The organism is Aeromicrobium wangtongii (assembly GCF_024584515.1).
In the GTDB taxonomy this organism is placed as follows: Bacteria; Actinomycetota; Actinomycetes; order Propionibacteriales; family Nocardioidaceae; genus Aeromicrobium; species Aeromicrobium wangtongii.
The window spans coordinates 2,894,201-2,907,956 of record NZ_CP102173.1 but is presented as its reverse complement, the minus strand read 5'-3'; the positions used below and the strand labels follow the sequence as shown (position 1 = coordinate 2,907,956).

The 13,756-nt window shown below is 69.9% G+C and carries 9 protein-coding genes; 5 read left to right on the top strand and 4 right to left on the bottom strand.

From position 1 onward, the window contains the following. Positions 1-3 precede the first annotated feature (3 nt). Entirely contained in the window at positions 4-1,092 is a 1,089-nt protein-coding gene (locus tag NQV15_RS14270; RefSeq protein WP_255670166.1) for a FecCD family ABC transporter permease, read from the bottom strand. A gap of 8 nt (positions 1,093-1,100) precedes the next feature. Beyond that, on the bottom strand, positions 1,101-2,204 hold the full coding sequence (locus NQV15_RS14265) for a heme/hemin ABC transporter substrate-binding protein (protein WP_232401247.1): 1,104 nt from the start codon (positions 2,202-2,204) through the stop codon (positions 1,101-1,103). A 174-nt stretch (positions 2,205-2,378) separates the two neighbouring features. Here NQV15_RS14265 and NQV15_RS14260 point away from each other — a divergent pair, with 174 nt between their 5' ends. The 5 genes from NQV15_RS14260 to NQV15_RS14240 all read left to right on the top strand — a co-directional run bounded on the left by NQV15_RS14260 (position 2,379) and on the right by NQV15_RS14240 (position 9,915). Next, positions 2,379-3,029, top strand: a complete 651-nt coding sequence (locus NQV15_RS14260) for a biliverdin-producing heme oxygenase (RefSeq protein ID WP_232401250.1) — start codon at positions 2,379-2,381, stop codon at positions 3,027-3,029. 51 nt (positions 3,030-3,080) lie between these two features. After that, positions 3,081-4,451 carry an NAD(P)H-quinone dehydrogenase gene (locus NQV15_RS14255; protein ID WP_232401252.1) on the top strand — a complete coding sequence of 457 codons (1,371 nt, stop codon included), beginning with the start codon at positions 3,081-3,083 and terminating at the stop codon, positions 4,449-4,451. A 169-nt stretch (positions 4,452-4,620) separates the two neighbouring features. Then, complete coding sequence (locus NQV15_RS14250; protein ID WP_304523580.1) at positions 4,621-7,815, top strand: SpoIID/LytB domain-containing protein; 3,195 nt, start codon at positions 4,621-4,623, stop codon at positions 7,813-7,815. A gap of 49 nt (positions 7,816-7,864) precedes the next feature. Continuing rightward, positions 7,865-9,496, top strand: a complete 1,632-nt coding sequence (locus NQV15_RS14245) for an N-acetylmuramoyl-L-alanine amidase (protein WP_232401262.1) — start codon at positions 7,865-7,867, stop codon at positions 9,494-9,496. A gap of 41 nt (positions 9,497-9,537) precedes the next feature. Next, a complete protein-coding gene (locus tag NQV15_RS14240; protein WP_232401264.1) occupies positions 9,538-9,915 on the top strand; it encodes a phage holin family protein in 378 nt (125 codons plus the stop codon). 64 nt (positions 9,916-9,979) lie between these two features. Here NQV15_RS14240 and NQV15_RS14235 read toward each other — a convergent pair whose 3' ends face one another. Then, positions 9,980-11,761 carry an acetyl/propionyl/methylcrotonyl-CoA carboxylase subunit alpha gene (locus tag NQV15_RS14235; protein WP_232402083.1) on the bottom strand — a complete coding sequence of 594 codons (1,782 nt, stop codon included), beginning with the start codon at positions 11,759-11,761 and terminating at the stop codon, positions 9,980-9,982. Between the two features lie 69 nt (positions 11,762-11,830). Beyond that, positions 11,831-13,714, bottom strand: coding sequence for a vWA domain-containing protein (locus NQV15_RS14230; protein ID WP_232401265.1), 1,884 nt, complete (start codon positions 13,712-13,714; stop codon positions 11,831-11,833). Between the last annotated feature and the right edge of the window lie 42 nt (positions 13,715-13,756).

The window sequence follows — 13,756 nt, the reverse complement described above, 5'->3', positions numbered from 1 at the left end:
CATTCACGCCCATCCGCCGGCACTCTTGCGCGTGCGTCGCAGCAGCCAGAAGAAGAACGGACCGCCGACGAGCGAGGTCAGCATGCCGATCGGCAGATCGGCGTAGGCCATCGCGGTGCGGGCGATCAGGTCGGCACCGAGCAGCAGCACCGCTCCCGCCAGGGCGCTGGCCGGGACGAGCACGCGGTGGCCCGGTCCGAGGATCATCCGCATGAGGTGGGGGACGACCAGGCCGACGAAGGCGATGATGCCGGCGAAGGCCACGGCGGCCGCGGTCAGCAGGGCGACCAGCACGATCGCCACGAGCCGCAGCCGTTCGACGTCGATGCCGACGTGGCGCGCGGCACGATCACCCAGGGACAGGACGTCGAGCTTGCGGGCCATGAGCATCGTGCCGACGATGCCCAGGACCACCAGGGGCGCGACGACCCAGACGTGGTCCCAGCGGGTGCCGTTCAGGCTGCCGAGCTGCCAGAAGATGATCTGCTCGCGCGCGGCGGTGTCGCCGAGGAAGATCATCATCGCCAGGCCGGCGCTGCACACCGCGTTGACCGCGATGCCGGTGAGCACCAGCGTCACGACCTCGGTGCGTCCGTCGGCACGCGACAAGAAGTAGACCGCCAGGGTCGTCACCAGGCCGCCGACGAAGGCGAACAGCGCCACCGTCCAGCTGCCGAGGAACTGGATCTGGAAGACGATGACGACAGCCGCCGCGAAGGCCGCACCGGTCGACACCCCCACGACGCTGGGCTCGGCCAGGGGGTTGCCGAAGATGCCTTGCATCATCGTCCCGGCCGCCGCGAGGGCTGCGCCCACCAGCAGCGCCATGGCGATGCGTGGGAACCGCACCTGCCACAGCGTGTTGTCGCCCTGCGGGTGGGTCGGCATCGTCCCGAGGTCCAGCCCCAGCCGGTGCATGATCGAGCCCCACACCTCACCGGCCGGAATTTCCAGCTGTCCGCGTCCGGCGGCGAACACCGTCAGGACGGCCGCGGCGACGAGCAGCACCACGAACACCGCGGTCACGAGTCGTGACCGGCTGGCCGGCAGCGCCGGCAGGTCGGTGTCGGGCGTCGTGCGACGCTCCGGCATCGTGGCCGTCACGACAGCGACTCGGGTGCGTAGATCGCGACGGCCAGCGAGTTGAGGATGTCCGCGGTGCGGGGGCCGAAGCTCAGGATCGCGTTGTCGCGCATGTCGACGATGCGCCGGTTCTTGCCCGCCGGGGTCTGCGCGATCGCGGGCAACCGGTCGAGCAGCCCGTCGACGCCGCCCACCGAGCTGAGCCCGTCGGACATCATCAGGATCAGATCGGGCTGCGCGGAGATGATGCCCTCGTCGTTGACCGGCTTCATGCCCTTCCAGGCGATCTCGCCGCTGACGTCGTAGCCACCCAGTGCCTCGATCAGGCCGTCAGCGCCGGAGTCCTGCCCGAACATGTAGTAGACGCCGGCCTGGCCACGCACGTACAGGAAGACCGTGCGCAGCTTGTCCTTCACGTCCGACGGCGCGACCGCGGCGATCGCGGCTGCGGTCTTGGCGGTCTGCTGGGAGATCCGGTCGGCCAGGATCTCGCCCTCCGGGCCCACGCCCAGGGCGTCGGCAATCTCCTGGGTCAGGCTGCCCACGTTGTCGAGGCTGCGGCTGGGGTCGACGACGACGACGGGGATGCCGGCATCGCGCATCTGCAGGACGACGTCCCACGGGCCCAGCGAGGTGTCCGTCAGGATGACGGTCGGGTCGAGCTCGAGGATCGCCTCGGCGTTCAGGTCGTGGCCACTGCTGGTGACCAGTGGCAGCTTCTTGGCCTCGGCGAACTGGGTCGACACGTCACGTCCGACGACGCGGTCACCGAGGCCGAGCTCGAAGACCGTCTGGGAGATGGTGCCGTAGATGTCGAGCGCGAGGATGCGGCTGGCATCGGTCACGGTGACCTTGGTGCCCTGGCTGTCGGTCACCGTGGCGGGCAGGCGGGGAGTGGGGTCGTCCGCGACCGGGTCGATCGCGGTCTCCGGCATGGGGGCGTGCGCAGGGCCCACGTAGCCCTTCGGGTCGTCCAGCAGCGAGGCCGACGCCAGATCGACCGCCTTCCCCTCCTCGGAGGCGCTGCCGGTGTCCGATCCGGTTCCGCAGGACGCCACGAGACCCATCGCCAGAACGGCGGCCGCGGCTCGGATCGGCAGGGCGCGAGCAAGGCGATGCACGTTTCTGTTTCCTCATCTCTGCGTGATTTTGCGGCCCCCCGACCGGTAAGCAAGGGTAGACTAACATTAGGAAGGCTCGCCTAAGAAGCTTTTGTGCTGACACTCTGTCAGAACATGCTGACTTTGTGTCATAATCCTTCGGACATCCGTTTTCCCCACAGCCAGGAGCCATCCATGACCGTCACCGCCGAGAACCAGGCGATCTCCCTGTCGGCCCTGCTGCGCACGGGTTCGCGGTCGGAGCACACCGCGGCCGAGGGTTCGGACTTCATGTCCGAGCTGATGGCCGGACGCATCAACGAGGCCGGATACACGCACTTCCTGACCCTCCTGCGCCGGGTGTACGAGGCCCTCGAGACCACGGCGGCCGAGCTGGCCGACGACCCGCTGGCCTCGGCGGTGATCGATCCCGCGATCGAGCGGCTCGGCACGATCGATGCCGATCTCGACCACTGGGGACGCGTCGACGTCCAGAGCCCGGCCACGGATGCCTATGTCGCGCGCATCCGGGCGTCGGCCGAGTGGGGCGGACTGTTCGTGGCGCACCACTACACGCGCTACCTCGGCGACCTGTCCGGCGGCCAGGCGATCGGGCGCATCATCAGCCGCGAGTTCGGCCTCGACGGGGCCGGGGTCGCCTTCTACGAGTTCGACGCCATCACCAAGCCCAAGGTCTACAAGGACGACTACCGGGCCCGGCTGGACGGCCTGCCGCTCGACGAGGCCGAGCGTCAGCGCGTCCTCGACGAGGTCAAGGTCGCCTTCGCCCTCAATGGCGGCATCTTCGCCGAGATGACGACGCACCTGGACCGGTACGCGCGCTAGCGCCCGGCAGGCGATTCGCCCGCGGCTGGTGCGGTGAGCGACAATGGCGAGGTGGCTCATGTAACGATCGTCGGCGGCGGACCTGGTGGATACGAGGCGGCGCTGGTCGCCGCAAGGCTGGGTGCAGAGGTCACGCTCGTCGAGCGTGACGGCATCGGCGGGTCCACGGTCCTGACCGACTGCGTGCCCAGCAAGACCCTCATCGCGACCTCTGACCTGCTGACCGACGTCAGCACCGCCGGCGAGCTGGGCGTGCAGGTGCCCGCATCGATCCGCGCCGATCTGGCGTCCGTCGACGCCCGCGTGCTCTCCCTGGCCCAGGCCCAGTCGGCCGACATCGCCCACCGCCTCACCGCCAGCGGGGTCACGATGATCTCCGGCACCGCGATGATCGAGGCCCCCGGCGTCGTCGTCGCCGAGACCGCGGACGGCCCGCGCCGCATCGAGAGCGATGCCATCCTCGTCGCGACGGGCGCGCATCCCCGGGTCAGCGCCGATGCGCAGCCCGATGGGGAGCGCATCCTCACCTGGGAGCAGGTCTACGGACTGCAGGAGCTGCCCGAGCACATGATCGTGGTCGGCTCGGGTGTCACGGGCGCGGAGTTCGCCAGTGCCTACAACGGCCTCGGTGCCGCGGTCACCCTCGTGTCGAGCCGCGACCGGGTGCTGCCCGGCGAGGACGTCGACGCCGCCAATGTCATCGAGGACGTCTTCACGCGGCGCGGCATGACGGTGATGGGCAACTCCCGCATGGCCTCGGTCGCGCGCACGGAGACCGGCGTCCTCGTGACGCTGACCGACGGGCGGACCGTCGAGGGCTCGCACTGCCTGCTGGCGCTCGGCTCGATCCCCAACACCGCGGGCCTCGGCCTGGAGGACGTGGGCGTCGTGCTCGACGACGGCGGGTTCATCAAGGTCGACCGGGTGTCCCGCACCAGCGTGCGCGGGATCTACGCCGCCGGTGACTGCACGGGCGTCCTGATGCTGGCCTCCGTCGCCGCCCAGCAGGGTCGGATCGCCATGTCGCACCTGCTCGGTGACGCCGTGCGCCCGCTCGACCTGACCAAGGTCTCCAGCAATGTCTTCACCTCACCGGAGATCGCGACGGTCGGCATGTCGCAGCAGCAGGTCGAGGGCAGTGATCTGCAGATCGATGTCGCGATGCTGCCGCTGGCCTCGAACCCCCGCGCCAAGATGCAGGGAGTCCACGACGGCTTCGTCAAGATCTTCTGCCGGCGCGGCGTGGGCATCGTGGTCGGGGGAGTGGTGGTCGCTCCGCGCGCCAGCGAGCTGATCCACGCGCTGTCGCTGGCGGTGTCCTCCTCGTTGACCGTCGACCAGGTGGCGGACGCCTTCACGGTCTACCCCTCGATGTCCGGCTCGGTGGCCGAGGCGGCCCGCCGGTTGCACCGGCTCGACTGACGCCTCCGACATCGTCTCGGCGTCCACCCCTGCAACCGCAGGAATGACACCGTTGTAGTTCCGAGCAACTCCGATTTTCGGTCGCATTTCGGCAAATTGTGTGAGCATAATCATCCGGCGACCACTCTGGTCACACCAGAAACATCAGTCACAGGAATGGACTTCCCCCATGCTTTCCTGGCGCGCGGCACGACGTACGTCCACCCTCACGATCGCTGTCGTGGTGGGCGTGGGCACGCTCATGCCCTCCTCTGCCCACGCCGCCGGCACCGAGGTGACCGGTGCCGGTCCCGGCGCCGTCGCACCCGCGGTGACGGCGCCGCCGGTCGATGTCACGTCCACCGCGGTGCCGGTCGTGCCGCAGGCGCGGACCAGCGCCCCCGCAGCTGCCGAGGCACCCTCGGCCGGCACTCTCGTGGCCGAGCTGCCGAAGACGCCCACGTCTGGATTCCGGATGATCGGCGTGACGTGGGCCGACGGCCCGGCGACGGGCGTCCAGGTCGAGGTCCGCACCCGCACCGCCGGCACGTGGTCGGAGTGGACGCCGCTGGAGGTCGAGGACGATGACGAGGGTGGCGTGCCCGGCACCGAGCCGCTGTGGGTCGATGACGCCGACGGCGTCGCGGCCCGCGTCACCAGCGTGTCCGGCACCCCGCAGGACGTCCGCATCGCCACGATCGACCCGGGCAGCGCCGACACCGCCTCGGGCGTCTCCGGCGCCTCCTACGCCGCCCCGCTGGACGGCGTGGCCCGCGCGACGACGACCGCGACCAGCGACGGGGCTCCGGCCTACACCCCGCAGCCGGCGATCATCAGCCGCAGCGCCTGGGGCGCATCGGCCGGGACGCCGTGCGACACCCCTGCAGCCGGCGACACCACGCGCGGCGTCGTCGTGCACCACACGGCGGGCTCCAACAGCTACACCAAGGCGCAGTCCGCCTCGATCGTCCGCGCGGTGCAGGCGTACCACGTGAAGTCGCGCAAGTGGTGCGACGTCGGCTACAACTTCCTGGTCGACAAGTACGGCCAGATCTTCGAGGGCCGCCGCGGGGGCATCGACCGCGCCATCCGTGCCGCCCACTCGGGCAATGCCGCCGTCAACACCTACACCATGGGTGTCTCGATGATGGGCAACTACGACAAGACCAAGCCCCAGGCCGCGCTGAAGGATGCGATGGTCAAGCTCATCGGCTGGCGCATGGGCACGACGTACCTGCCGGCCAAGGGCACCTACTCGCTGGGCGGCAAGAAGCTCAACATGATCGCGGGGCACCGCAACGTCGTCAGCACCGGCTGCCCGGGCACGCACGGATATGCATGGCTCTCGGAGTCCGGCGGCCTGCGTGACCGCGTCGCGGCCTACCTGGCGGCGTACTCGACGCCGGTCAAGGCCAAGTACACCGCCCTCGGCACCGGCGTCACCGGCGCGATCTTCGTCGGCGAGGCGAAGTCCTCGGCCGGCAGCCGGCTGCGGGCCAAGCTCGTCGACATCTACTCCCAGGGCAACAGCGCTGCGGCGTTCTACGTCTCCGGCCCCATCCGTGCCGAGTACGACCGGCTCAAGTCGCGCACCGGTGTGCTCGGCTACCCGGCGAGCGATCCGGCCACGATCGCCGGCGCCACCCGCCAGGTGTTCGCCGCGGGTCGCATCTACCAGGTGGGCAGCTCGGTGCACACGCTGCAGGGTGCGATCGCGACGGCCTACGCCAATCTCGGCGAGACCGCGAGCGCGCTGGGCGTGCCGACGTCGTCGACCATGACGGACGCCGCGGGCATCTCCCGGGCGAACTTCGCGACCGGGTACATCACGTCGAATGCGGCGACCGGCCAGACCAGGGCCTACACCAGCGCCGGCGGTGTCATCAGCGAGAGCGGCACCACCGGCGCCACCAAGAAGCCCGCGAAGGTCGGCAAGATCACGGTCAAGGCCGGAAAGCACTCCGCCCGCCTGACCTGGGGCGGTGTCGCGGGCGCGACGAGCTACGACATCTGCCTGTACGCGTCGAAGACCTCCAAGTCCTGCGCGCGCTCGGTCACCGGGGTCGCAGCCACCACGGCGCTGGTCCCGAAGCTGAAGCCGACCAAGGACACCGACTACTACGCCAAGATCCGCGCGGTCAACGGCTCGCTGAAGGGCAGCTACTCCGCGCTCAAGGGCTTCAACCTGGCCACGGGTGCGGTCAAGAAGACGTCCACGGCGCCTGCCGCCCTCATGCCCGAACCCGCTGCTCCCACCGGATCTGCCAACACCGTGACGGTGCCCGCCTCGGGCCGGATCACGTTCAACGGGCATGGCTACGGACACGGCATCGGGATGAGCCAGTACGGCGCCCAGGGCGCGGCGAAGGCCGGAGTCCCGTACGACCAGATCCTGGCCACGTACTACCCCGGGACGTCGCTCGCGAAGCGCTCGGGCAACATCCGTGTGCTGATCTCGCAGGACACCTCCGACGCCGTGGACGTCAAGCCGGCCTCCGGCCTGGTGTTCCGCAAGCTCACCAGCTCGTACAAGAAGTCCCTGCCGACGAAGATCGGTGGCGCCAAGGTCAAGAACTGGCGCATCGTGCGGGTGTCGTCGCGCAAGACGCAATCGGCCCTGCAGTACCGCACGACCGGCGGGTACCGCGGCTACAAGAACATCAAGTGGACCGGTGACGGGCAGTTCGAGGGGCCCTCGAAGATCAGCCTGATGCTGCCCGGCGGCTCCGTGGTCAAGTACCGCGGCGCCATCCGGTCGGCGGTGCCGTCGAAGGGATCCACGGCCCGCGACACGGTCAACGTGCTGCCGATCGAGCACTACGTCCGCGGCGTGATCGCGGCCGAGATGCCCGCGACCTGGGCGCCGGAGGCGCTGAAGGCGCAGGCGGTTGCCGCGCGGACCTTCGGCGTCCGCAGCATGTCGCCGGCGCGCTACTACGACATCTGCAGCACCACCGCGTGCCAGGTGTACGGCGGAGCGTCGCGGGAGACCGCGACCACCGACGCCGCGGCACGCGCCACGAGCGGCCAGTACGTGAGCTACCGCGGCGCCCCGGCGCTGACGCAGTTCTCGTCGTCGTCAGGCGGGCGCACGGCCGCCGGCTCGCAGCCGTACCTGTCGGCCGCCGCCGATCCGTACGACGGCTGGGCCGGCAACCCCAACCACACGTGGGCCACGACGGTCACGGCCAGCAAGATCCAGAAGGCGTACCCGACGATCGGGAAGCTGCGGTCGATCACGATCACGCGGCGCACCGGCGGGGGCTCGTGGGGCGGCCGGGTCAGCAGCATGACCCTCGTGGGGTCGCGCACGAGCAAGACGATCTCAGGCACGGACGCCCGCTGGGCGTTCGGTCTGAAGTCCCACTGGTTCGGGTTCCAGTAGTTTCAGACAGGTTTTCAGTCACACCAGTTCGGCGGTTAGGGTTTACATCATGCGTTATCTCTCGGGGGCGATCGCGGGGGCCGTGCTGGCCACGTCCGTGACCTTCATGTCATCGTCCAGTGCCCAAGCAGACGAGGTCGTGGCGCCCGCGGCGGAACCGGCTGCCGTCTCGACGACGGCCGTCCCGGCCCCGGCCGACACGGCGGCGGTGCAGAGCGCCGCGCACGAGGACGACCTCGTGGCGGAGCTGCCCCCGCGCGGCACGGACGAGTTCGGCATGGTCGGCGTCACCTGGGACGAGGGATTCGACGCCACGGGCATCGACGTCGAGGTCCGGCTGCGCAGCGAGGGCGTGTGGGGCGCGTGGCAGCACCTGCACGTCGAGTCCGACGACGAGGGCGGTCGTCCAGGCACCGAGCCGCTGTGGGTCGGATCGGCCGACGGCGTCGCCGTCCGCGTCGCGAGTCCCACCGGTCAGCGTCCCGCCGGCCTGCAGGTCTCCACGATCGATCCGGGCGCGACGCCCGCCGCCACGACGAGCCCCGCGATGTACAGCAGCACCGCGGACGTCACGATGACGGCCAGCTCCGCGGCCGCCACACCCCGTCCGGCCATCATCTACCGGTCCGGCTGGGGCGCCACCAAGAACACCAAGTGCGACAGCCCGACGGTGGTCGACAAGACCCTCGGCGCCGTGGTGCACCACACCGCCGGCACCAACTCGTACACCCGGGAGCAGTCGGCCTCGATCGTGCGGGCCACGCAGGCCTATCACATGAAGTCGCGCAAGTGGTGCGACATCGGCTACAACTTCCTGGTCGACAAGTACGGCCAGATCTTCGAGGGTCGCAACGGCGGCGTCGACAAGCAGGTCCGTGCCGCCCACTCCGGCAACGCGTCGGTCAACACCTATGCGATGGGCATCTCGATGATGGGCTCGTTCCAGACATCGGCACCCACGTCCGCCAACAAGGCCGCGGTGGTCAAGCTCATCGCGTGGCGCTTCGGCATCGGCGGCGTCCCCGCCACCGGCACCTACTCGCTGGGCGGCAAGACGCTCAACCGCATCTCGGGTCACCGTGACGTCGTCGGCACCGAGTGCCCGGGGGCCGCGGCCTATGCCTGGCTCAGCGCGCCCGGTGGGCTGCGACAGAGCGTCAGCTCGTACGTCGGCAGCTACACGACCGAGATCTCGGTCCGCGCCGCCAAGCTCGGCGTGGGCGCCACCGGTGCCGTCGTGGCGCCGGAGTACCCGTTCTACAGCGCACCGGGCGGCACGAAGGCGCGGTACAAGAAGATCGACATCATCTCCTCGCCGATGGGCACCTACTCGATCGGCGACGTGGTCCGCTCGCGCTACAACTCGCTCAGCGCCCAGTCCGGCGCCCTGGGCGTGCCCACGGGCATCATCACCACGACCAAGCGGTCGCAGGTGCGGCACCAGCGCTTCCACCACGGCACGATCTACCGGGTCAAGCGCAAGAACAAGAAGCTCGCGGCGTTCGCGCTGTACGGCCGGCTCGAGAACAAGTACCGGTCCCTCAACGAGGCCAGCGGCAAGCTCGGAGTGCCCACCAAGACGCACAAGAAGCTCAGCGGCGGACGCGAGCGGGCCTGGTTCACCAAGGGCACGCTGACCCTGGAGAAGAACGGACGCGTGACGGTGTCCGTCAAGAAGTGAGCCGCCCGGGGGAGCGCAGCGGCTTCTGGGAGAATCGGGACATGCCCGCAGTTCTCAAGTCCATCCTCATCTCGGCTGCGGCCAACACGGTCTCGCTGGCCCTGGCAGCGTGGATCTTCGAGGGGTTCACCATCGAGCTGGGCTGGTTCGTCCTCGCGGTCGTGATCTTCACGGTGCTGACGGTCGCGCTGCGCGGCGTGGTCATCAGCTCGGTCAACAGGTTCATGCGCGGGTACACGATCGTCGGCGGTCTGGTGCTGACCCTGCTCGGGCTGGAGGTGACCGATCTGCTGGTGCCCACCGCCGGTTTCTCGATCGACGGCTGGGGCACCTGGCTGGGAGTCACCCTGATCGTCTGGGCCGCCGGCGTCGCCTATGGCGAGGTCGACAACGCCGCCCCACAGCAGCGCACCCGGTAGGCAACGACACGACAGAAGGGCCCGTCCTCCACTGGAGGACGGGCCCTTCTGTCGATGCTGGGGACTACTCGGCGGCGGGTGCGTCCTTGATCTCCGCGACGATCTCGCCGGAACCGATCGGGCCGCCGACGGTGACCACCAGGCCGGTGATGACGCCGGCCTTGTGGGCGTTGATGGGCTGCTCCATCTTCATGGCCTCGACGACGATGACCTGATCGCCGGCGGCGACCTCCTGGCCCTCCTCGACGGCGACCTTGACGACGGTGCCCTGCATCGGGGCGACGAGCGAGTCACCGGATGCTGCGGCGCCACCGCCCTTGCCGGCCTTGCGCTTGGCCTTCTTCGCGCCCGCGGCGGGAGCAGCAGATGCGCCCAGCCCGCCGGGCAGGACGACCTCGACGCGCTTGCCGCCGACCTCGACCGTGACGCGCTCGCGCTCGTCCGGCTCGGAGTCCACGGACGGGCCGGAGTACGGCTCCAGGTCGTTGACGTAGTCGGTCTCGATCCACGTCGTGTAGACGTCGAACGAGCCCTTCTCGGCGGTGAACGCCGGGTCGCTGACGACCGAGCGGTGGAACGGGATGACCGTCGGCATGCCGTCGACGACGAACTCGTCGAGGGCGCGACGCGAGCGGGCCAGGACCTGCTCGCGGCTGGTCCCGGTGACGATGAGCTTGGCGATGAGCGAGTCGAACGATCCGGGGATCGTCTCGCCCTCCTCGTAGCCGCCGTCGAGGCGGATGCCGGGGCCCGACGGGGGAGCCCACTTGGTCAGGGTGCCGGGGGCGGGCAGGAAGCCGCGGCCACCGTCCTCGGCGTTGATCCGGAACTCCATCGAGTGGCCGCGGATCTCCGGATCGCCGTAGCCGAGCTCCTCGCCGGCCGCGATGCGGAACATCTCGCGCACCAGGTCGATGCCGGTGACCTCCTCGGACACGCAGTGCTCGACCTGCAGGCGGGTGTTGACCTCCAGGAAGCTGATGGTGCCGTCACGGGCCACCAGGAACTCGCAGGTGCCGGCGCCGACGTAGCCGGCTTCCTTCAGGATCGCCTTGGACGAGGTGTACAGGCGCTCGATCTGCTCGTCGGTGAGGTACGGGGCGGGCGCCTCCTCGACCAGCTTCTGGTGACGGCGCTGCAGCGAGCAGTCGCGGGTGGACACCACGACGACGTTGCCGTGGCTGTCGGCCAGGCACTGCGTCTCGACGTGGCGGGGCTGGTCGAGGAACTTCTCGACCAGGCACTCGCCGCGTCCGAAGGCGCTGACGGCCTCGCGGACGGCCGACTCGTACAGCTCGGGGATCTCCTCGAGGGTGCGGGCGACCTTGAGGCCACGGCCGCCGCCGCCGAAGACGGCCTTGATCGCGACGGGCAGGCCGTTGGCCTTGGCGAACTCCACGACCTCGTCGGCGTCCTTGACCGCGTCCTTGGTGCCGGGCGCCAGCGGGGCGTCGGCCTTGAGGGCGATCTGCTTGGCCTTGGCCTTGTCGCCGAGGCTCTCGATCGCCGACGGCGGGGGACCGATCCAGATCAGCCCGGCGTCGATGACGGCCTGGGCGAAGTCGGCGTTCTCGGCCAGGAAGCCGTAGCCGGGGTGCACGCTGTCGGCGCCGGAGCGCTTCGCGACTGCCACGATCTTCTCGATCGACAGGTACGAGTCGGCCGGCGTCGCTCCGTCGAGCGAGTAGGCCTCGTCGGCGAGCCGCACGAACAGGGCGTCCCGATCGGGCTCCGCGTAGACGGCGACACTCTCGATGCCGGAGTCCTTGCAGGCTCGGATGACACGGACGGCGATCTCGCCGCGATTGGCGATCAGGACCTTTGCCAGGGGCTTGCTCACTGAAATATTCTCCTCATTGCGACGGCTGCCGTCGCAGTCTAGGGCCTGGGGGCGGCGCGATCCCTGTGAGGTGTCTTACCCGGCGGCGCCGGGGCGTCGGCGGCCGAGGGCGAACGCACCGGCGACGAGGGCGACCACCAGGACGCCCAGACCGATCGGCAGCCACGGCACGGAGCCGCCGGAGTCTTCCGCAGCCGCCGACGTCTGCTTCGTCTTCTCCTTGGTCTCCTCGGACGTCCCGGACTCCGGGCCGGCGGACTTGCCGGCAAAGCGGGGCTCCCCATTCTCCTGGCCGTCCACCGCGATCGTGAGCGTCACGGGCGCCGCGAAGTTCATCCCGTCACCGCCCAGGGTCCCGCCCATCGACAGCACGATGTAGGAGTCGCCGGCCGCGGAGTGGGACGTGATGGCCGAGGAGTGGCTCTCGATGTTGCGGGCGCGCACCTCGACGCCCTCCGCCGTGAGCGTGACCGGCCGCTCGCCGGACCAGAAGTTGCCGCCGTTGGCTCCAGTGCGCCCCAGGGAGTGCAGGGTGGGCGAGATCATCGTCATCTCGGCGCTGATCCCCGGCTGGGACAGCTCAGCCGCCCCCTGCACGTCGCTCTCGAGCGTCGCCCTGGCGCGGGCCCGTTGACCCCACCCCACCGGGATCTTGTAGATCAGCTGCTCGCCGGGGCGCAGGGTGTCCGAGTACGTGCCGGGCTCGACCGTGGGCGCGTCGGTGAAGGCCGCTCCGCCGACGACGGGTGTCGGTGGACCGGGATCGGGGAAGGGTGCGTCCCGGGCGGCGCGCTGCTGGTCGTTGGTCACCGCCTCGGGCAGGGACGTGACGCCCTCGATGGGTGGGCGGGTGCTGACCAGCAGCTCGAAGGCGGTCCCGCCAGGTGCCTGCAGGGCCACGCGCGCCAGCAGGGTCGTGGCGGCCAGGCACGGCTCCTTGCTCGCGCCCGTCGAGCGGCCCGAGAACAGGGCGCCGGTGGTGAGGATCGAGGCGTCCTGCAGGACGTTCATCCGGATGTCCTGGTCGAATCCGCAGCGCCGGCCGTCTCGCGTCAGCAGCTCGACCTCGAGCTTGTTGTAGGTCTTGAAGTCGTACGGGGGCCGGGCCACGGCGGACACGACGACATCGGAGTCCTTCGGCTTGGTCACCACGTAGTACCGGCTGGTCGACGGTCCCTCGGTGGTGTCGGTGTACCGGCCCGGCTCGATGTCCAGCGGAGCGGCGGTGGTGGTGCCGCCGACGACGGGGGTGCCGGTCAGCCGGAACGCCCGGAGGGACCGCACCGACACCGAGACGAGGCTGGACGCCAGCTCGTCCGGCTCGTCCACGCCGTAGTACGTCCCGCCGCCGGCGTCGGCGATGCACTGCAGCGCGGACCGGGCCTTGCCGGAGACGTTCAGACCCACGACGTTGACCGTCAGGTCGATGCCGCCGGCGCGCAGGTCCCTGGCGACCTTGCACGGATCGGGGTCGCAGGTCGGCTCGCCGTCCGACAGCAGCACGATGGTGCGCTTGCCGGTGGGTCCGAGGTCCTTCGCGGCGCCCTTGAGCGCATTGCCGATGGGGGTCTCGCCGTAGGGCTTGTAGCTGCGCACCGCGCCGACGATGCCGTCGCGGTCGAGCGGGCCGACCGGGACGACGTTCTGGGTGTCGTTGCAGGCGCCCTTGTCACCGCGGTTCTCGACCGTGGCACCAAAGACGCGGACGCCGACCTGGGCGTCGTCGGGCAGGCGCTTGACGACATCGGTCAGCGCCGACTTGGCCGCCTCGATCTTGGTCGTCCCGCCGGTCGCGGTCTCCTTCATCGAGCCGGACGCGTCGAGCAGCAGCACCAGCTTGCCGTTGATCTCTGCCGAGCTGGTCGACTGTGCGGCGGCCGGCTGCGTCATGCCGACGGCCGTCATCGTGCCGGCCACGGCGATGGCGGCGGCGGTGAGTGCTGAAGATGTGCGTCGCATCGTCTCCCCCTGGACGTCGGTGCAAGTGGCAGCAGGGTAGCG

Bases quoted from the DNA above. Each gene is read 5' to 3' on its own strand.
- NQV15_RS14245 (WP_232401262.1), top strand. From the start codon at position 7,865: ATGCGTTATCTCTCGGGGGCGATCGCGGGGGCCGTGCTGGCCACGTCC.
- NQV15_RS14240 (WP_232401264.1), top strand. From the start codon at position 9,538: ATGCCCGCAGTTCTCAAGTCCATCCTCATCTCGGCTGCGGCCAACACG.
- NQV15_RS14270 (WP_255670166.1), bottom strand. From the start codon at position 1,092: ATGCCGGAGCGTCGCACGACGCCCGACACCGACCTGCCGGCGCTGCCG.
- NQV15_RS14230 (WP_232401265.1), bottom strand. From the start codon at position 13,714: ATGCGACGCACATCTTCAGCACTCACCGCCGCCGCCATCGCCGTGGCC.
- NQV15_RS14250 (WP_304523580.1), top strand. From the start codon at position 4,621: ATGCTTTCCTGGCGCGCGGCACGACGTACGTCCACCCTCACGATCGCT.
- NQV15_RS14260 (WP_232401250.1), top strand. From the start codon at position 2,379: ATGACCGTCACCGCCGAGAACCAGGCGATCTCCCTGTCGGCCCTGCTG.